Source organism: Maribacter thermophilus, assembly GCF_001020565.1.
Taxonomy (GTDB): Bacteria; Bacteroidota; Bacteroidia; order Flavobacteriales; family Flavobacteriaceae; genus Maribacter; species Maribacter thermophilus.
The window spans coordinates 3,427,683-3,448,044 of the sequence record NZ_LDAS01000001.1 but is presented as its reverse complement, the minus strand read 5'-3'; the positions used below and the strand labels follow the sequence as shown (position 1 = coordinate 3,448,044).

Here is a 20,362-nt window from a genome sequence, read left to right as displayed (position 1 = left end):
AACCACCTATTTTCTACTACCCGGATTGTAAATTTCTACGGCACGTTTTAATACATCTTCGCGATAATAAGCCGCATCTTTCCAATCGATATTGATATATTTTTGTGTCTGGTCATCAAAATGGGGCGATTTTGGATCTCCACTTTGTCCCCCTGCCAAAATAGTTTTTGCCTTTACCTTATCGCCAAACTCAACGGCCGCCACAAAGCTATTGCCCCTTGTGCCGTATATCTTTTTAGCGCCGGGTGCCGTATACCTTGCACCATATGCCGCCAAAGCCCCCCAAGTACCCGAAGCAAAACCTACCCCTACACTGGGCAAACTATCGTTAAAGGCTTGTTTTATATCACCGTTTAATCTTTGATACCTATTGACCTCTCCCCATGGAATTTCCCATGAACCAAAATCAGTTTCTAAATTGCCCACTACTTCTTCGAATAAACCAAGTTTTTCGCTATCGGGCGAATCGCTTCCCCAAAATTCTATCAACTCCATACTACTTAGCCCCTCTGGTCTTTTTGCCTTTTGGTAACTAATAGTACCATAAAAATGGGCCAAGGTCATGGCTACGGACTCTTTCGATGTTCTATAATCCCATTCGCGCAACACCTCAATAGGTTCCTTTAGGTTTGGTTTCTGATGAGCGTCGTACGCTTTTACCAACCCAGGAATCAGGGCCTCAAAAGCAGGCAAGTAGGGGTCGTGGGCCAATTGTATCAAACTGTCCAATGTATATCCTTGTTTATCGGTCAATAATGCTATGGCATGTACCCCCCTAAAATTCTCTTGATCACGGGACATGTAATACGGGTAATCCTCTTTTTTAGGGCTAAACTCGGCTGCCGAGGTAAACGGTGTGGAATTGCAGTTTTGAATCCAACCGTTTTCCGGATTCAACACCAAAATATTCTCATCCACCGTATGCAGCCCTTTCCAATCGGTTCTAGGGTCGCTGCCATCTACTGGCTCAGAATAGTTAAACTGTACATCTCGTTTAGGAACAAAGTTCCCATGAAAGTAGGCAATATTGCCTTCGGCATCGGCATATACCGTATTATTGGAAGAATTTGTTCTAATGTCCATCATTTCCCTAAAGCCTTTATACCCATCTTGTTTGGTTCTAATATAGGATTGTTCCAAGGCCTTTACCGGTTCCCACATCATGGCAGAAGCCGTCCATTGGCCATCTTCTAAATGGGTAATGGGACCATGGTGGGTTCGGTAAGCGGGAAAGGATTTTTCCTTTAAGGAATCTCCGTCCTTATACTTTAAAACAATTTCATATGATTCTACTTCGCGTAATTCTTCCCCATATTGATATAACAGCTTATCCTCCTTTTTTACAATGGTTTCCTTAAACTCGTCCATCACATCGGTATAGGTAGAAGTGTGCATCCAGCCGGTCTTTTCATTAAACCCTTGATACACAAAAAACTGCCCCCAAGTAACCGCACCATAGGCATTTAGCCCTTCTTCGCTTACCACATGCACCTCGCCCCTAAAATAAAACGAAGTATGCGGATTTATGAGCAACATGGTATTACCGGACTGCGTTAATTCTCCTGAAATGGCAATGCCGTTAGAACCCTGGGGCTCTTCCATTTCCTCTTTTTTCTTCATTTCCAAAAGCTCCATTTCCGGTAGCTCCATCCCACTTTCGTAAAAAGCCTTTATTTTTTTGGTAGCTATTCTTTCAATATCCCCACCAATACTGCCTTCGCTAAAATACATGGGCATCCAAGGCTCAAAACGGTCCAATAACCTGGGTTTTACCTCTGGGTGAGTGTACAAATAATAATTTATGCCGTCCGCAAAGGCATCGCAAAGCTCTTGCAACCATTTGGGACTTTTTTCATAATTGGCTTTCGCCTCTTCTTCGGTCATGAACAATTTAGCCCTTAGATCGCTGTAAATTGCTTCTTCCCCTTCTACCTCTGCCAATCTTCCGGTAGCCCATATATAATTTTGCTCTACCCTATTAAAATCATCTTCGCATTGGGCGTACAAGAGGCCAAAAACGGCATCGGCATCCGTTTTACCATATATATGCGGTACCCCAAAATCATCCCTTATAATTTCGACATTAGATGCCCGTGTCTTCCATTTTTCCAATTCTGAAGTATCATTGGTTTCGGACTTACAGGCGAAAATCAGTAAAAAAGCAAAAAAATATAGAATGCGTTTCATCGAAATGGTTTTATAAGGTTTGAAGTTACACTTTTGCGATTAATTTTACCAGCTTCCGCTAGCTCCACCTCCTCCAGAACTTCCACCCCCTCCAGAGAACGAACTAGAACTTCCACCAGAAGAACCACTACCAGAACTTAGGGCATGGGTTCCCGAAGAAGAGAATGTTCTTCTATAGTAGACCTCATCATTTTTGACCCACGATATCTTTAAATCTTCCTTTCCCTTTAGCTTTAGTTGTATTAAGGCTATTCCTGCGGCTATTCCATAAAAGGGTACTAATCCCCACCACAAATTATACGGATTGTCCATACCCCCTTCTAAAATATTATCGATATGGTTACTAGAAGTATAGACACTATAGCCAACACCCAATGGAATAACCACAAATGCCAGTGCAAATAAAGATGAGAAAGAACTGGAGATAAGCATAAAAAACCCAGGTATAACTCCTAACTTCCCCATAAAAACACCCCTGAACACCTCAACCAGCACCCTGTAACCATTATAAAAGAGAAACCCGCCTACCCCTACAAACACCAATACAAATATCCCCATGAAAATAAATCCAATAATTTCTCCCTTGCGTTCACTTGCCGCGATATCATTTTTAAATTCTGCTATGGCCTCCGGATTGTTTAAAAACTCAATTATTTGATCTACACCGTCATCTATTCCCTCGTAGTAACGTTCCTTTTTAAAAAGGGGAATCATTGTATTTCTAATAATCCTCGAGGCCACAGCATCTGTAATATAGGGTTCTAAGCCATAGCCTACTTCAATGCGCACTTCTCTGTCCGATTCCGCGAATAATATTAAGAGTCCATTGTCTTTTCCACTATCACCTACACCATTTTGGTTAAAAAGACCATTGGCATACCCCTCTATGGTTTCAAAACCCAACTGCTCTATGGTAACGACCACCACTTGATTTGTGGTTTCCTTTTCAAAATCCAACAATTTTTGATTTAATCTTCGTGCTTCTTCGCTAGAGAATATATGGGCACTATCGGTGACAAAATCGCGTAGTTCGTAATACTGTTGTTGTCCACGTGTACACATGAAACTCAGCAAAAAAAGAATGATAAAGTTTTTTTTGTACATGGTCGTATGTTATAATACTGTTCCTCAAATATAAAAAACCCTTTATCAGAACATAGAATCAATTTTAAAACTACAGGAAGAAACTTTTGTTTCCTCAGATTTAAAGTAACTTGCAACCTTATTACGAAGTGCCCTATGTCAGAAAAAAAAGTTAGTATCCTTACCGCGTTCAAAACCATTATTTGGCCCAGGCGAAAGCTTGTTTTTATTGGACTTTTATTGATAGTCATTAGCAAGGCGGCCAGTTTTGTGGCCCCTGTTTCCCTACGTTACTTTTTAGATGATATCGTACCCAACAAAAACTACGATTTACTAAAAGTATTGGTAGGCGTTGTTATATTTTCTTTTTTGGTCCAAGGCATTATGTCTTTTTTATTGACGAAGGTACTCAGCATACAAGCACAATTTATGATTTCTGAACTTAGGGCCCAGGTGCAAAAACAAGTATTGGCCCTGCCCATCCGATTTTTCGACAACACTAAATCTGGAGGGTTGGTATCACGTATTATGAGTGATGTTGAAGGCGTACGAAACCTCATCGGCACAGGACTGGTACAATTGGTAGGGGGTACTATTACCGCCATCGTCTCTTTAATATTATTATTGCGGATAAGCCCCACCATGACCTTATTGACCTTTATTCCCTTACTCTTATTTGCCTTTATCGCCCTAAAGGCCTTTAAGATCATACGCCCCGTATTTAGGGAACGGGGTAAGATAAATGCCGAAGTAAAAGGTCGCTTAACCGAAACTTTGGGAGGCATACGTGTTATAAAAGGATTTAATGCCGAAAAACAAGAAGCAAAGGTTTTTGAAGAAGGGGTACATAAATTATACAAGAACGTAAAAAAGAGTTTGACCGCCACGGCAATAATGACCAGTTCGTCCACCTTTTTATTGGGACTTGCCACAACTGGCATCATGATGGGGTTTGGCGGATACAAAATGATGCAGGGTGAACTAACGACCGGTGAATATTTTGAATTTACATTTTTGTTGGCCCTAATGGTAGCGCCCATTGTTCAAATGAGCAATATTGGAAGTCAACTCACAGAGGCCTTGGCAGGTTTGGACCGTACCGAAGAGCTAATGAACCAAATAACCGAAGCCGATGAAAAAGACCGCACCATTGTTCTTGAAAATATAAAAGGTGACGTCATCTTTAAAGATGTTTCTTTTGCCTATGAGGAAGACAAAGATGTCTTGCACAACATAAGCTTTGAGGCAAAATCCGGCGATGTAATCGCCCTTGTCGGAAGTTCTGGTTCTGGGAAATCTACAATTGCAGGTTTGGCAGCTAGTTTTTTAAATCCGGATTCGGGGACCATTACCATTGACGGGCATGATCTGACCAAGGTAGACCTCACAAGTTTCCGTCAGTTTTTAGGAGTGGTTCTTCAAGATGATTTTTTATTCGAAGGCACCATACGCGACAATATTCTTTTTCCAAGGCCCAATGCCTCGGAAGAAGAACTACGAGAAGCCGTAAAGGCTGCCTATGTAGATGAATTTACCGACAGGTTCGATGATGGATTGGATACCTTGATCGGAGAACGTGGCGTAAAACTATCGGGCGGCCAGCGTCAACGTATCGCCATTGCCCGGGCCGTACTAGCGGATCCCAGAATTTTAATATTGGACGAGGCCACCTCTAATCTTGATACAGAAAGTGAAGCCCTAATTCAAAAAAGTTTGGCCGAACTCACAAAGGGAAGAACCACCTTTGTTATTGCACACCGCTTAAGTACCATTAGAAAAGCCCATCAGATTTTGGTTATTGAGAATGGCCGAATTGCCGAACAAGGCACCCACGAAGAACTGATCGCCAAAGAAGGCAGGTACTACAATCTATTTACCTACCAAGCAAGAATATAACAGGTAGCCAATAATTATTGGGAACGGTCTAAAAAGAACTTACGTATTCCTTATAATACCTAAACCCTTACAAACCGACCTTAAAGTTCTTCCGGAGCCAGCTCTACTTCGAGTCCGTCCATTTCTTCCGAGATATGTAACTGACAACCCAAACGGCTATTTTCTTTTACATTAAAAGCCTCGGCAAGCATTGCTTCTTCATCATCCGACTTTTCGGGAAGCTCATGATCCGATAAAACATAGCATTGGCAAGAGGCACACATGGCCATACCGCCACAGATACCTATGGTGCCTTCGGGAGCCAATTCGTACGAACGTACCACCTCCATAAGGTTCATGTTCATATCGGTCGGAGCCTCTATCTCATGCATTACCCCGTCACGGTCCGTAATCTTTAATTTAATATCGGTCATTTTAATCTATCGCTTTTATTACGGCTTTTGGCGCCTCTTTCTTAGTTCCGTCGAAACCACTGACCCCACCTACGGTCGTGTATTTCATTACATATTTTTTGTCGGGGAATATTCGTTGGTAAGCACTTTGGCACATTAAGGTAGCCTCATGAAAACCACACAAAATTAATTTCAACTTACCGGGATACGTATTTACGTCACCAATAGCATATATACCAGGCACATTGGTCTGATAATCGAAAGTATCTACCTTAATGGCATTTTTCTCAATCTCGAGACCCCAGTTGGCAATGGGCCCCAATTTTGGGGAAAGTCCGAACAATGGGATAAAGTTATCTACCTCCAATGTTATATGCTCTACCTCTGCAGCCGATTTTTTGATCGTTACCGATTCTAATTTGTCTTCACCGTGTAGACCAACAATTTCTGCAGGAGTAATCAGGTTTATTTTACCTTCGTTCTTTAATTGCTGTACTTTTTCTACGGAATCCAAGGCACCCCTGAACTCGTTTCTTCTATGTACCAAGGTGACCTCACTGGCAACATCGGTCAAAAAGATACTCCAATCCAAGGCAGAATCTCCACCACCGGCAATAACCACCTTTTTGTCCCTATAAATTTCAGGGTCTTTTATCATGTAGGCAATACCGTTATCCTCGTACTGGGCAAGATTCTCTAACAATGGTTTTCTAGGCTCAAAACTACCCAATCCGCCAGCGATGGCAACCACGGGAGCATTGTGCTTTGTTCCTTTGTTGGTGGTAACCACAAAAGTACCATCCTCTAACTTATCAATAGTCTCCGCTCTTTCACCGAGGGTAAAGGTCGGTTGAAAAGGCTTTATCTGCTCCATTAAATTATCCACTAGATCACCTGCCAATACTTCAGGAAAACCGGGTATATCGTAGATGGGTTTTTTAGGATATATTTCCGAACACTGTCCGCCTGGTTGCGGCAACGCATCTATAAGATGGCATTTTAACTTTAATAATCCTGCTTCAAAAACTGCGAAAAGTCCTGTGGGGCCAGCCCCAATAATTAGAATATCTGTCTTAATCATCAAAAAGCGCTATTAAATCTGGCTAAATTACTATCGGGTAGATTAAAATTTTATGATTTTTATCAAGTTATTATTCTTGAACGTTGATTACCTCTACCACTTGCGGGGCGTATTTTTTAATGGTCATTTCCACGCCACTTTTCAAGGTCATCTGATTAACGCTGCAACCCACACATGCGCCATGAAGCTTTACTTTGACCGAATTGTCGTTATCAATGGATATCAATGATATATCACCGCCGTCACTTTGTAAAAAAGGGCGTATTTCTTCCAACGCTTTTTCTACTTTTTCTCTTAGATCACCTGAAGTCATTGTCGTCATAGTTACTTCTTTTTAACGGCGGCACAGCCAGCCATTGTTGTTATTTTAATCGCCTCTGTGGGGGGTATGTTCTTATTTCTGTTTACGACCTCTTGTACTACCTTTTTGGTAAGTTCCTCAAAAGCCGCCTCGATAGGGGTCGCAGTTTGCAGTGCTGCAGGCCTACCCACGTCACCGGCTTCCCTTATACTCTGTACCAAAGGTATTTCGCCTAAAAAGGGAACGTTCAAATCTTCTGACAAATGCTTGGCCCCTTCTTTTCCGAAAATATAATATTTGTTGTCCGGAAGCTCTGCAGGAGTAAAATAGGCCATATTTTCCACAATTCCTAGGACAGGCACATTGATGGAGTCTTGTTGGAACATAGCCACCCCCTTTCGGGCATCGGCCAAGGCAACCTCTTGCGGAGTACTTACGACAACCGCTCCAGTTACGGGCATTGCCTGCATTATACTTAGATGTATATCTCCCGTACCTGGTGGTAGATCTATCAACATAAAATCCAACTCTTCCCAATGTGCATCAAAAATCATCTGGTTCAATGCCTTCGATGCCATGGGCCCTCTCCATATAACCGCTTGGTTGGGTTGGGTAAAAAATCCTATCGATAATAATTTTACGCCATAACTCTCTATGGGTTTCATCTTCGACTTACCATCAACATTGACCGCCAAGGGTTTTTCATGGGCAACATCGAACATTATGGGCATGGACGGACCATAGATGTCAGCATCCAACAAACCTACCTTGAAACCCATTTTGGCCAAGGTAACAGCAATGTTTGCCGTAACGGTCGACTTACCAACGCCTCCTTTACCCGACGCCACTGCAATTATGTTCTGAATTCCCGGAATCGGTTTTCCTTTTATCTCATTCACTTTTGGCTTGGCAGCAGGTGCATCTACTTTAATGTTCACCTTTATTTTTGCCTTCTCATAGACCTCTTTGTGGATTACCTTTAGAATCTCTACCTCGGTCTTTTTACGGGCCTGCAAACTAGGGTTGCCAATGGTAACGTCTATCTCTACCTCATCACCAAAAATCTGAACGTTTTTTACCGCTCCGCTCTCTACCATGTTTTGGCCTTCTCCAGGAACCGTAATATACTTTAATGCCTCTAAAACTTGTTTTCTATCTATCTTCATTATGTATACTCATTCTAAACAACAAAGATAGTTCTTAGGCTCGAGATTATGAAGCTATAACATTGAAATTGAACATGAATGAATAAACTAAACCTATAAATTACTTTTTCTCTAGAGTCTACAGGAAATTTTTCCTAAAAACCTTAACAAAAAAAGCCGTATTTGTAGTAAATTCGAACTTACCAACTAAACCAAATCAGATGTTCCCAACACTTAAGACAAAATATCCTGTCTTTGTTTCCTTTATTGTTGTTCTTTTAATGAGTTCATGTGCAGGAACCAATAAAAAATTTTCAAAAAAAGATGTAAAACACTCACAAAACCTTATTGGGCTATCCTTTACGGACAAGCAGGTAGATACGATCTATCCGTATCTATTAAGAAATAGAAAAGGGTTCGATTCCCTTAGAACCTATTCTTTGGACCCCAATGTTTTTCCGGCCGTAAAGTTTGACCCTTTACCGCTCAATTTTAACCAAAAACCTCAAGGAAGCATACCGGACTGGGAAATTCCGAACAATATAGAAATGCCCAACAACAAATCGGAACTTGCTTTTTATACCATACCCCAGCTGGCCTCTTTGATCAAAAACAAAAAAATAAGCTGTGTTGAGCTGACAAGATTTTTTATCGATAGAATAAAAAAGTATGATGACGTTTTGCAATCTACCATTACCATTACAGAGAAAATGGCCTTGGAGCAAGCAAAGAAACTGGATGACGAACTGGCCAATGGAAAGTACCGAGGCATATTGCACGGTATACCCTATGGCGTTAAAGATCTTATGTCGGTAAAAGGATATAAAACTACCTGGGGAGCAGCCCCTTATAAAGACCAGCAATTTGATGTAACGGCCACTGCTGTAGAAAAATTGCAGAACGCTGGGGGCGTGTTGATCGCCAAACTCGTATCTGGATCTCTTGCAAGAGGTGATGTTTGGTTTGGTGGAAAAACAAAAAACCCATGGGACACAGCACAAGGGGCCACAGGTTCGTCCGCAGGTTCGGGCGCGGCCACATCAGCAGGACTGGTACCCTTTGCTTTAGGGACCGAAACATTGGGAAGTATCACCTCACCAAGTACAAGAACCGGCATTACAGGACTACGCCCCACTTATGGCAGGGTAAGTAGATATGGGGTAATGAGCCTTAGCTGGTCTATGGACAAAGTAGGCCCCATGGCACGTTCGGCCCAAGATTGTGCTATTGTTTACAGTATTATTTCAGGAAAAGACCCTAAAGACCCTACAACCACAGATTTTTCTGTTGGTATTGACCTTAACAGAGATATAAAAACACTTAAGGTCGGGTATTTGAAGGAAGATATCGAAAAAGATTCTTCAAAATCAAAGGACAATATGGTGAAGGCTTTGGAGACATTCAAGAAAATGGGCATTGAGCCAGAAGCATTAAAACTGCCCGAAGACCTACCCTATAATAGTTTTGATGTTATTTTAAGGGCAGAGGCCGGTGCATTCTTCGATGATTTGGTGCGTTCTGGTGACGTAGATAAAATGGTGGAGCAAGACCAGCGATCAAGAGCTAATTCTTTGCGTCAGGCGCGTTTTATTCCCGCAGTGGAATATTTACAGGCAAACAGGCATAGAGCGGTACTAATAGAGAAAATGAACGAGCTTATCAAAGAGTATGATGTAGTTATTTCCCCTACTTCAGGTAACCGCCAACTGATAATTACCAATCTGACCGGGCATCCTGTAATCTCCATACCTACCGGCTTGGATAAAGACAAGCACCCTACCAGTATAACATTGGTGGGCAACCTTTATGACGAGGCCAGTATTCTTGTATTGGCGAAAGCCTTTCAAGAGCAAACAGAGTTTGATGAAATGCATCCTAGCGGTTATCTAGATTAAACTTTTCTGCCATCTAAAAGGTTGATCACCCTAGAACCATAGGCCGCATTTTTTTCTGAATGAGTTACCTGAATAATGGTAACACCGTCCTCTTTGTTCAGTTTTTTAAAGAGCTCCATGATCTCTTCGCTTTGCTGGGAATTTAAATTTCCGGTGGGCTCATCTGCCAAAATTAATTTGGGACTAGCGATCAAGGCCCTCGCCACGCCCACCAATTGTTGCTGACCACCACTTAATTGGGAAGGAAAAAGATCTTTCTTGCCCACAATGTTAAACCGATCCAATATATCGGCGACCAAGGCCTTTCGTTCAGACCCCTTCACTTTTTTGTACAACAACGGCATCTCTAAATTCTCGGCAACGGTAAGGTCGTCGAGCAGATGATAGGATTGAAAGACAAACCCTATATACTCTTTATACAAATTAGAACGATACTTCTCTTTTAGGGTATGTACACTTTCATCCAAAAAGTGATATTCTCCCTCATCAAAAGTATCGAGCATTCCGATAACGTTTAGCAACGTGGATTTACCGGACCCCGAAGGCCCCATTACCGAAATGAATTCACCTTCCTCGACTTCCAAATTAATATCCTTCAACAAGAAGATTCGCTGCCCACCTGTATTTACCCATTTAAAAACATTCTTTAATTGTAGTAGCATATATATTGTATTATTCTGTTCGTAAACTTTTTACCGGATCTGCATTGGCCGACCCAACTGTCTTTATAGCAATTATCAGAAGGGCGATAAGGATCATTGCCACACCGCTCAAAACAAAAATCCACCAGCTTAAGGCTGTTTTATTGGCAAAACCCTCTAGCCAATAACTCAGGGCGTACCATGAGACAGGGGCCGCTATCAAAAAGGCTATCAATACCAATTTTAAAAACTCTTTCGACAACAATAGGTTCAACTGAAGTACCGTAGCGCCCAAAATTTTTCGCACTCCTATTTCTTTTGTTCTTCTTTCCGTAGTATATATCACCAAGCCTAACAGCCCTAGACAGCTGATAAAAATGGCCAGACCGGTGGCCCACTTTAAAAGAATGGACGTTTTTTGTTCACTTTCATAAAAGCTTTTAATGGTATCGTCCATAAACCGATATTCAAAAACTTCCTCTGGGTAGGTATTTTTCCAAATCTCTTCAATCTTAGCCAGTGTATGGGACCAATTATCGGTATCCATATTTTTAAACTTAAAATGAATGGTCTTAAACTGTGTATGTTTTCCACTATATGACCCTCCTGTAAAAGCCATAGGTGATACTCCGTACCTTAAGGAATGTTGATTAAAATCATCCATTACACCAACGATAGGCAAATTTTGGTCACCTGACTTTAGAGATTTTCCTATTATTTTTTCCGGATCATCGATACCCACAACTTTTAAGTAGGACCTATTTACCACAAATTCTTTTACACTATCGTTTAGGGGCAACCTGCCCGCTAGTAGTTTTAAATGATATAAATTAAAATAATCGGCGTTTCCATATAATAATTGCAGGTAAGAATTCACTTCTTTTTCCCCATCGGCAAACAAAACACCCATAGACATCGTTGTAAACGAAGCAGGCGGGTTACCGGAAAGAACAGTTTTGGACAAGCCCGGTATGGTTTCCATTTCACGTACAAACCTTGCCCTCTTAACCGACGAGGTATCTTGCCATGGCGTTCTAAAATAAGCGATCGCCTCTGTCTTAAAGCCCATGTCTTTTTTCATAATATAATTTAACTGCTTACCCACCAACAAGGTGGCTATGATAAAAACCTGTGCAATTACAAATTGAAAAACAGTTAGATACTTTCTTAAGGTTCCTTTGTCCGAATTGGGTACAACCTGTTGTTTAAACACAGAAACGGGTTTGTATTTGGATAATACCAAGGCTGGATAAAAACCCGACAACAATGTGACCGACAATAACAATAGTACCATGCCCACAATTACCCAAGGATTGTAGAAAAGCTCAAAATTGAGTCCTTCTGGAATAAAGTCCACAAACAAATGCAACAACCATTTTGCCAACAACACAGAAAGTATGGCCGCCGCCAAGGTCAATAAAAATGTCTCGCCCAAAAATTGAAACACCAATTGTGTTCTAGAGCTGCCCAAGGTTTTTCTAATTCCGATTTCCTTGGCCCGTTGTATGGCCTGTGCCGTATTAAGATTAATAAAGTTTATACAACCTAGCAATACCAAAATACCTGCTAACAAAAGCAAGCTGTTTAAGGTTGCCATAGTGGTACGACTATCGTTAAAATCAAAAGTACCGTAATCTTGGTTCAAATGAAGATCGGCCAAAGGTTGAATATTGTACGTATTGCTTCTGCCGATGGCAACCATCTTGGGGTCATCGTGTTCTTTTGCAATTTGCGCCAGTGTTTCTTGAACCTTGGTCGGGTCCGCTTTTTCCGACAGTTTAACGAACAATTGCGACGCCGAGTTGGTATTGTCCCAATTTGCTTCGTTCACCGCATTGGTCATATCTTGTGTGCCAGCGGTTTTTAAAGAGATAAACTCTTCGAACACAATATCCGTTCTATCCTTAAAATTGGCCACTACCCCAGAAATCACAGTACGAATACTATCATTGTACACCACCGATTTCCCCATTATCTCGGACAACTGTTGATCAGGAAAATATTTTCGTGCCCTATTCTCTGACAATACAACGGTATTAGGTTCTTCTAAAGCAGTATTTTTATCCCCCACGAGCCAGTCGTACTCAAATGTTCGGAAATAGGATCCATCGGTATAGATTACGAACTCAGGATCCTTAAAACGACTCTCGGTCTCCTGGTTTTCTACATGAAGGGGATAGGCGGTAAAAAAAGGCGCCACCGTTTCCAATTCTTCCATCTTAAGGTCTTTGAGTGCTTGTGCCAAGGGAACCGTTACCCCTGCATTATAAAAATTGCCTTCCGGACTTTTAAACGCCGTGGTTATCCTATAAATTCTATCTCCATCCGGATGGAACTTATCAAAAGAAAGGTCATAAAATACCATGGCCCCGATAACAAAAGCGGCACTAAGACCAACGGAAAGTCCTAAAATATTTATGAGGGAAAACACTTTGTTCTTCCAAACATTACGAAAAGCGATCTTTAAATAATTACGTAGCATAGCAATCTATTTTATTCGGTTCGTAAACTCTTTACGGGATTCACCCTTGCCGCCCTAATGGTTCTCGTTCCAATCGTCAATAAGGCTATAAGTACGGCTATAGCGCCAGCAGCAACAAAAAACCAAATACTAAGTTCTATCCTATATGCATAGTTCTGAAGCCATTCTCCCATAATCCACCATGCAACGGGCGATGCAATCAAAAATGCCAACAGCACCAATTTTAGAAAATCTTTGGTAAGTATATAGGTGATAGAAGCCACACTGGCCCCAACCACTTTGCGAATCCCTATTTCTTTGGTACGTTGTGAAACGATCAACAACGACATGGCAAAAAGCCCCATACAACTTAGAATAATGGACAAAACAGAACCACTGGCCACCATTTTGGCGGTGGTCTTCTCCCTATTAAAGGTTCTATCTACATTCTCATCTAAAAAAGAACCTAAAAAAGCGGCGTTCGGCTCTATTTTTTTCCAAGTATTCTCAAGTGCCTCATACGAACTGGCCATATTATGGGGGGCAACCTTGGCAAAGGCATAAGAAAGGCCCCATTCTTTACTCATATAAAATGTGATCGGTTCAATGGCCCTATCCAGGTCTTTAAAATTATAATCTTTCACTACCCCAAGAACAGGAATATGAACTCCGTTACTTATTTCCAGTTGTGCTGATAAAGGATCTTCCTCTCCTAACTCCCGGGCCATGGCTTCATTGATGACCACTCCTAAACTATCGGAGGCATTCTTAAAATTTCTGCCCAAGACCATCTCTATGCCCAACGTTTGTACAAACTCATGATCGACTACCAAAAAATTAGTGGTCACGGAACGTCCTTTATATTCAAAACCAATTTTACTGGAAGACCTGCTGCCATCTCGTCCCAGCCCTAAATTAATATCGGCACCGCTAATAGAGACGATATCCGGGTTGCCCTTTAGCTCTTCCCGAAGTAATTCTATAACATCATTGCTATTGCGCTTACCGTTTAATGGAAAGGAAACCACTTGTTCTTTGTCGTACCCCAGATCTTTGTTTCGCATGTAATCTATTTGCCCCCACAACACCAAAGTTCCTGTAATCAACGCTATGGCGATACCAAATTGAAATACCATCAATACATCCCTTACCTTATTGTTTCCGGTTGACTGCAGTTTACCCTTTAAAGATTGAATGGTACCCAGACGGCTCATTAATATCGCCGGGTAGCCCCCAACAAAAACGGTTATGAGCATCACCATTGCCAGCAAGCCTACTAGAAATGATGGCCTTAATAACATGTCTACAGAAACCTGTGTATTAAAAATAGTCTTAAAATCATTTACAAAAACAAAACTTAAGATTACCCCAATACCCATTGATATTAAAAAGATGAAAAGACTCTCGGTCCAAAATTGGAAAAACAACTGTTTCTTTTGGGCTCCCAAGGTTTTACGCATCCCTATTTCCTTAAGCCTTTTGGCAGATTTGGCAATGCTCATATTAATGTAGTTGACACAGGCTATGAACAGTATTAAAAAGGCAACGCCCAGAATTAGATAAGGCAAGCTTCTACTAACCGACACGTATCCATTTTTAAGACTTGTAAAATGAACGTCTGCCAACGGCACCAATTCCAAGTTTACATAACGTCCATTCTCATCGGCCGAAGCCCCATCCCTTTTTAGCATTTCTATAGCGTCCTTAAAATGAAGGTCCACAAAACCCCTGCTGCCGCTTTCAAAACTATTGGAACTCACCCCTTTTTCAAGCTCTACATATACATCGTGGTATTGCGAATCCCATTGTTCTTTATTGTCAAGGTAATCGGCATGACTCTCGAAACGCCCGGCTATTTGAAAATCCAAATTGGTTTCCGCAACCATATCGTCCGCTATGGCGCTTACCGTAAAGGGAACTTCTTTTCCCTTTACCAACAGATGGAACGTTTTTCCGACAACATCGGTAGAACCGAACAGATTGTTTGCCGCTTTTTTGGTCAACACTACCGATGACAACTGCGCTAGAGGTGTATTCCCATCTCCCTTAATTATCGGAAAACTGAACATAGAAAAGAAATCTTCATCCACCCAAATGATATCCATATCTATTTCCTTATCCCCTTGTATGGCCAATGCACCATCTTGCAAGAACCTGGTTATACGCTTTACACCGGGCACTTCCGCTTCCAACGAAGGAGCCAAAGGAGCCGGCTGAACCGTACCTGCCTCCGGTCCTCTTGGGGTTTGTTGGGTTTTTACAATTTTATAAATAGACGCTCCATTTTCATGAAAACCATCAAACGAAAGCTGAAACAATGCGGCCATTCCCAATAATATGGCTACGGCAAAAGCTACCGACAAGCCTATCACATTTAAGCTAGTGTTCATTTTATCCTTTACTAAATTCCTCCAGGCAATTTTTAAATAGTTCTTAAACATGGTGTTCGCTTTTTTTGATGAATTGATGTGATTATTCTGTTCGTAAACTCTTTACTGGATTTGCTCTCGCTGCTTTTATAGCCTGAAAGCTAATTGTGAACAAGGTAATGGCCAAGGCAACCAAACCGGTCAAGGCAAATACCCACCAGTAAATTTCAATATGATAGGCAAATTCTTGCAACCATCGGTCGGATAACCAGTATGCAATCGGAAAAGCAATGACCAAGGCCAAAACCACCAATTTCACAAAATCCGTAGATAGCATTTTAAACACATTAAAAATACTGGCCCCCAACACCTTACGAATTCCTATTTCTTTTTTTCGTTGTTCTGCCATGAAAGCGGCCAAACCAAAAAGCCCCAAACAGGCCACCAATATGGCCAGACCACAGAAAATGAGCCCTACACGAATAGTCCGCTGTTCCCTTTCGTACAACTTTTCTATGTTCCTATCCAAAAAAGAATAATCAAAAACAGTTTCAGGAGCCACTACTTTAAAAGTACGTTCCAACTGATTCAAAAAATCCGGTGAATAATTACCGAACCTTACCAGTGCATATCCCTTATATTCGGTATCATTGTTAGTAAAGGCATAGGCTCCTATTGGAGTGTGCAAAGAGGTAAAGTTAAAATCGTCCACTACCCCAACTATACGAACCTCTCTATTTATAAAAACCTTTTTGTTGATCGCTTCCTCTGGTGTATAGCCCAAATAGTCAACAGCCGTTTTGTTCAGTACTACCTCTATCAACGTATCGTTCTCCTGCTTGTTTTTTGGCAAGGTAGTACCGGCCAAAAGCCGAAGTCCCAAAACATCCAATACCTCGGGATCGGATACATTGGTCTGTATGTCTAGCCCCTTTCTATCTTCCCTATCTTTAAACAATGTATTTAGACTTACCCCTGTTCCTGGAAAACCCTGTGCTAGGGCAACATCGGTAACTTGCCCCAACCCCTTAAATTCTTGGGCAACTTCATCCAATCCTGTTTGACTATTGATGCCCGCTACGGAGACAACAACAATATTATCCGGTTCAAACCCCAAATTTTGATTTCCTATAAAACGTATTTGTTGATATATTATCAAAATTCCCACAATAAGAATGGCCGAAGCGGCAAACTGTACCACTACCAAGCCTTTGCGCACCAATATAGCCGTACCGCCTTGTTTATAAGAAGGTGAAAATGCCGATTTTGGAGAAAATCCAGAAAGATACAGCGCAGGATAAGAACCTGATAATAAAGTGGTTACCGCCCAAATCACCAGAAAGGCTAAAAATGACATAGGCTCTAAAAGCAAACTGGGATCAAGCTCTTGATTTGACAAATAATTGAACCATGGGAGTGCCAATACTGCCAACACAACGCCCATTATCATGGCAATCAGGGTTATTAATGCTGTTTCTATATAAAAACGCACGACCAATGTTCTCTTTACCGCCCCCAAGGTTTTGTTGATCCCCACTTCCTTTGAGCGTTTTTGCGAACGTGCCGTTGTAAGGTTCATATAATTAATGCAGGCAATAACCAATATTAGTATCGCTAATAACGATAGGTTTTTAATCTCTTGGATATCTCCCAAACGAGCCGCATACGAATCTGAATATTCGGCTGAATATAAATGGATACGTTCTAGAGGTTGTAAGGAGAAAGAAAACCATTGATTTTCTTTTTCTACATTTTTATCCACCAATTGTTGTATTTGCCTTTCTACTTCGGGTACCGAAATATTGGTGTTAAACTGAACCAAAGTTTCGTAGCTGGCATTGCTCCAATACAAATTCTTTGCATAAGTAGCTTTGGGGGATGCAATCACATTAAACTTATAACTACTATTTTTTGGCATATCCTTATAAATGGCCACCACTTCCATTTTTTGCCTGTTGTCTATCTCTATCGTCTTTCCAATGGCCTCCATATTTCCGAAGTATTGTTTTGCCGTTTTTTGGGAAAGGGCAACACTATTTGGGACATTTATATCTGAACGGTTACCCAGTACAATTTCAATCTTTAAAAGATCAAAAATATCGGCATCCGCCCAATAGAGTTCTTTTTCCAAAAAAATGTTGTTACCCACCTTTACATTGGCATTTGTTCCAAAACCATGTTTTAAAATACGGGCCGTATATTTAATATTCGGAATATCCGTCTTCATTGCAGGCGCCAATGCATTTGGAGCTCCTGCCCATGTTTCTTGAGAAAAACTATCTCCGTCCGTATTCAGTAAAATTCTATATACGTTCGACTCCCCCTTATATAAATTATCAAAACTTAATTCATGGCCAATAAACAAATAGAGTACCAAGGCAATGGCCATGCCTAAAGAAAGTCCCAAAATATTGATGATAGAAAACAGGGGGTTAGCCCATAAATTACGCCATGCCACCTTTATATGATTTTTAAACATGTCAGAAAATTTTAAAATATTATTCTGTTCGTAAACTCTTTACTGGATTTGCCCTCGCTGCTTTTATAGCCTGAAAACTGACCGTAAGAACCGTTACCAACATGGCCCCGGCCATTGCCAAAGCAAAGATCCACCATTTTAAAATGACGCGGTACGGATACTCTTGCAACCATCCGTTCATTATATAATAGGCTATGGGAACCGCAATAAAGCATGAGATGATCACCAGTTTCAAAAAATCTTTGGAAAGCATGTTCCATACGTTGAATACCGATGCCCCCAAGACTTTTCTAACACCAATTTCCTTTGTACGCTGTTCGGCCACGAAGGAGGTTAAGCCAAAGAGGCCAAGGCAACTGATCAAAATGGCCAGAGCCGTGAATATGCCCGACAATCTTCCTATTCTTTCTTCGGCCGCAAACTTTTCGCCATACTGGTCATCTACAAATTCATATTCGAAGGGAATATCGGGAAAGTGCTCTTTAAAAACATTTTCAACAATTTCTAAATTTTGTGTAGCACTTTGATTCGGGTTTAAGCGTAGATTATAATAACTGCCATTGTTATACCTATCGTACACATACACCCCTTGTTTAACCGGTTCGTAGGGCGATTGTGTGATCATGTCCTGTACTACACCGATTATTTTTAAAGGCGGATTGGGATCCTCCTCATCATCGTCACGTAAAAGTTGCCCTACGGGGTTCTCCATTCCTAAATACTTCTTTGCCGTCTCGTTGATCAGTACCGCCAGCGAATCGGTCGCATAATCCCTTGAAAAATCCCTGCCCTCCATTATTTTAAGGTTCAATGATTTTGCATACTCTGGGGAAACCTCTGTCCAGGCCAAATCTTCTTGAAAACCTTCTGGTTTTCCTTCCCAAACAAAACCACTTCTATTGGACCATATTTGGGTTGTAGGGCTACTGGAAGTCGACATTTCTACCACTGCCCCGGACCCTATAAACTCGGTACGCATTAGATCGTATTTTCCATTAAAGTCTTGGCTAAACGTAGGAATCTGAATAAGCCCCTCCTTATCATACCCCACCGGACGGTTTTTAGCAAAATTGATCTGCTGCATTACGATAACCGTACCAATAATGAAAGCTACTGAAACCGTAAATTGTAGCACTACCAAAATTTTTCGTGGCAACCCTGCATATCTACCCGTTTTAAAAGTTCCTTTTAAAACGTCTACCGGCCTAAATGACGACAAGTACAATGCAGGATAACTACCCGCCAAAAGTGAAGTGAAAATCACGAACGCGAACGACAACAGCCAAAAGCTAGCATTGCTCCAAGGAAACCCTATTTCCTTTCTGGCCAAATCGTTAAAGCCGTTCAAAGAAAACAACACAATCAGCAAGGCCATAAAAAACGCAAAAACAACAACCAAGAAAGACTCACTTAAAAACTGATAGATCAGCTGTCCTCTTTGCGAACCTATAGATTTTCTGATACCCACTTCCTTGGCACGCTTTTCTGACCGGGCCGTACTCAGGTTCATAAAGTTGATACAGGCCAATAAGAGGACGAAGGCACCGATAATACCGAACAACCATACGTATTTGATCCGTCCGCCCACCTGTTTCCCATTTTCAAAATTGCTGCGCAAATGCCAGTCTTTCATTGGAAACAAGAAAATCTGCGGATTAAATTCGGCGGAGTCTTCGTTCAGGGTCTTCTTTACATCTTTTATGGTATTCGTAACCTTTTCGAACGAGGTATTATCAACCAACTGTACAAACATTTGAAAAGAGTTGTTGCCCCAAGAATCTTCGGCATTGCGTATCCATTCATTATTGGCTACGTACATATCCCACGGAATTATATATTCCGTATCGTTAAAGGAATTATTGAAAGGTATATCCTTATAAATAGCACTTACGTTTAATTTATGTTCGTTGCTTACGGTGACGGTTTTGCCTATAGGGTCTTCGTTTCCAAAAAGTGCTTCGGCAGTAGACTCCGAAAGCATGATGGAATTTACCTCCCTTAAACCGTCTTTTTCCCCTTTTATAACTTCTAGGCCAAAAAGTTCAGGGCCTTCCCTTTGCATGTAGTTTCCAGGTCTGGAAATACTTTTTTCGCCATATTTTAAGTAATGATCATTGGTCCATGAACACATAATCAAATACTTAAAGTTATCGCCATAACCATCTCTTAAGGCCTTCTCCAAAGGCCTGGGAATAGCCGGCCCCGTTCCCGTTTCACCATTAAAAGTCTGGGATTGAAACACTTGGGCAATTTTATCCTTGTTCTTGAAATAACTGTTATACGACAGTTCATCCTGGATCCAAAGTCCTATAATCAATGTTACCGCCATACCCAAAGCAAGCCCACCAACATTTATAAGGGAATACCCCTTGTTCTTTAAGAGGTTTCGCCAGGCAATTTTTAAATAGTTTTTAAACATGATGTTCGCTTTT

The 20,362-nt window shown here is 41.2% G+C and carries 13 protein-coding genes; 2 read left to right on the top strand and 11 right to left on the bottom strand.

Going from position 1 to position 20,362, the window contains the following annotated elements; genetic code table 11:
- Positions 1 to 6: 6 nt before the first annotated feature.
- Both AB657_RS14940 and AB657_RS14935 read right to left on the bottom strand, forming a co-directional pair.
- A complete protein-coding gene (locus tag AB657_RS14940) occupies positions 7 to 2,187 on the bottom strand; it encodes an acylase (RefSeq protein WP_047247226.1) in 2,181 nt (726 codons plus the stop codon).
- A 45-nt stretch (positions 2,188 to 2,232) separates the two neighbouring features.
- Entirely contained in the window at positions 2,233 to 3,291 is a 1,059-nt protein-coding gene (locus AB657_RS14935; protein WP_047247225.1) for a TPM domain-containing protein, read from the bottom strand.
- A gap of 135 nt (positions 3,292 to 3,426) precedes the next feature.
- Between AB657_RS14935 and AB657_RS14930 the strand changes: the two genes are divergently transcribed.
- A complete protein-coding gene (locus AB657_RS14930; protein ID WP_047247224.1) occupies positions 3,427 to 5,166 on the top strand; it encodes an ABC transporter ATP-binding protein in 1,740 nt (579 codons plus the stop codon).
- A gap of 80 nt (positions 5,167 to 5,246) precedes the next feature.
- Here AB657_RS14930 and AB657_RS14925 read toward each other — a convergent pair whose 3' ends face one another.
- From AB657_RS14925 to AB657_RS14910, 4 genes are all read right to left on the bottom strand, one after another.
- The gene (locus AB657_RS14925; protein WP_047247223.1) at positions 5,247 to 5,579 is read right to left on the bottom strand and encodes a 2Fe-2S iron-sulfur cluster-binding family protein; all 333 of its coding nucleotides are present in this window, start codon (positions 5,577 to 5,579) and stop codon (positions 5,247 to 5,249) included.
- Position 5,580: 1 nt separating this feature from the next.
- Positions 5,581 to 6,639 carry an NAD(P)/FAD-dependent oxidoreductase gene (locus tag AB657_RS14920; RefSeq protein WP_047247222.1) on the bottom strand — a complete coding sequence of 353 codons (1,059 nt, stop codon included), beginning with the start codon at positions 6,637 to 6,639 and terminating at the stop codon, positions 5,581 to 5,583.
- Positions 6,640 to 6,709: 70 nt separating this feature from the next.
- The gene (locus tag AB657_RS14915) at positions 6,710 to 6,952 is read right to left on the bottom strand and encodes a NifU family protein (protein ID WP_047247221.1); all 243 of its coding nucleotides are present in this window, start codon (positions 6,950 to 6,952) and stop codon (positions 6,710 to 6,712) included.
- A gap of 11 nt (positions 6,953 to 6,963) precedes the next feature.
- A complete protein-coding gene (locus AB657_RS14910) occupies positions 6,964 to 8,106 on the bottom strand; it encodes an Mrp/NBP35 family ATP-binding protein (RefSeq protein ID WP_047247220.1) in 1,143 nt (380 codons plus the stop codon).
- 200 nt (positions 8,107 to 8,306) lie between these two features.
- Here AB657_RS14910 and AB657_RS14905 point away from each other — a divergent pair, with 200 nt between their 5' ends.
- A complete protein-coding gene (locus AB657_RS14905) occupies positions 8,307 to 9,980 on the top strand; it encodes an amidase (RefSeq protein ID WP_047247219.1) in 1,674 nt (557 codons plus the stop codon).
- On the opposite strand, the gene AB657_RS14900 is transcribed toward AB657_RS14905, so the two are convergent.
- The 5 genes from AB657_RS14900 to AB657_RS14880 are packed head-to-tail and all read right to left on the bottom strand — an operon-like array spanning position 9,977 to position 20,349.
- The gene (locus AB657_RS14900) at positions 9,977 to 10,642 is read right to left on the bottom strand and encodes an ABC transporter ATP-binding protein (RefSeq protein ID WP_047247218.1); all 666 of its coding nucleotides are present in this window, start codon (positions 10,640 to 10,642) and stop codon (positions 9,977 to 9,979) included. The genes AB657_RS14905 and AB657_RS14900 overlap by 4 nt on opposite strands.
- A 10-nt stretch (positions 10,643 to 10,652) precedes the next feature.
- Complete coding sequence (locus AB657_RS14895) at positions 10,653 to 13,103, bottom strand: ABC transporter permease (RefSeq protein ID WP_047247217.1); 2,451 nt, start codon at positions 13,101 to 13,103, stop codon at positions 10,653 to 10,655.
- Between the two features lie 11 nt (positions 13,104 to 13,114).
- The gene (locus tag AB657_RS14890; protein ID WP_047247216.1) at positions 13,115 to 15,523 is read right to left on the bottom strand and encodes an ABC transporter permease; all 2,409 of its coding nucleotides are present in this window, start codon (positions 15,521 to 15,523) and stop codon (positions 13,115 to 13,117) included.
- A 31-nt stretch (positions 15,524 to 15,554) separates the two neighbouring features.
- Positions 15,555 to 17,930, bottom strand: coding sequence for an ABC transporter permease (locus AB657_RS14885; RefSeq protein WP_047247215.1), 2,376 nt, complete (start codon positions 17,928 to 17,930; stop codon positions 15,555 to 15,557).
- A 19-nt stretch (positions 17,931 to 17,949) separates the two neighbouring features.
- Positions 17,950 to 20,349, bottom strand: a complete 2,400-nt coding sequence (locus AB657_RS14880; protein WP_047247214.1) for an ABC transporter permease — start codon at positions 20,347 to 20,349, stop codon at positions 17,950 to 17,952.
- Between the last annotated feature and the right edge of the window lie 13 nt (positions 20,350 to 20,362).

Excerpts from the sequence above, each read along its gene's own strand:
- AB657_RS14940 (WP_047247226.1), bottom strand. The coding sequence starts at position 2,187 with ATGAAACGCATTCTATATTTTTTTGCTTTTTTACTGATTTTCGCCTGT.
- AB657_RS14935 (WP_047247225.1), bottom strand. The coding sequence starts at position 3,291 with ATGTACAAAAAAAACTTTATCATTCTTTTTTTGCTGAGTTTCATGTGT.
- AB657_RS14930 (WP_047247224.1), top strand. The coding sequence starts at position 3,427 with ATGTCAGAAAAAAAAGTTAGTATCCTTACCGCGTTCAAAACCATTATT.
- AB657_RS14925 (WP_047247223.1), bottom strand. The coding sequence starts at position 5,579 with ATGACCGATATTAAATTAAAGATTACGGACCGTGACGGGGTAATGCAT.
- AB657_RS14920 (WP_047247222.1), bottom strand. The coding sequence starts at position 6,639 with ATGATTAAGACAGATATTCTAATTATTGGGGCTGGCCCCACAGGACTT.
- AB657_RS14915 (WP_047247221.1), bottom strand. The coding sequence starts at position 6,952 with ATGACTTCAGGTGATCTAAGAGAAAAAGTAGAAAAAGCGTTGGAAGAA.
- AB657_RS14910 (WP_047247220.1), bottom strand. The coding sequence starts at position 8,106 with ATGAAGATAGATAGAAAACAAGTTTTAGAGGCATTAAAGTATATTACG.
- AB657_RS14905 (WP_047247219.1), top strand. The coding sequence starts at position 8,307 with ATGTTCCCAACACTTAAGACAAAATATCCTGTCTTTGTTTCCTTTATT.
- AB657_RS14900 (WP_047247218.1), bottom strand. The coding sequence starts at position 10,642 with ATGCTACTACAATTAAAGAATGTTTTTAAATGGGTAAATACAGGTGGG.
- AB657_RS14895 (WP_047247217.1), bottom strand. The coding sequence starts at position 13,103 with ATGCTACGTAATTATTTAAAGATCGCTTTTCGTAATGTTTGGAAGAAC.
- AB657_RS14890 (WP_047247216.1), bottom strand. The coding sequence starts at position 15,523 with ATGTTTAAGAACTATTTAAAAATTGCCTGGAGGAATTTAGTAAAGGAT.
- AB657_RS14885 (WP_047247215.1), bottom strand. The coding sequence starts at position 17,930 with ATGTTTAAAAATCATATAAAGGTGGCATGGCGTAATTTATGGGCTAAC.
- AB657_RS14880 (WP_047247214.1), bottom strand. The coding sequence starts at position 20,349 with ATGTTTAAAAACTATTTAAAAATTGCCTGGCGAAACCTCTTAAAGAAC.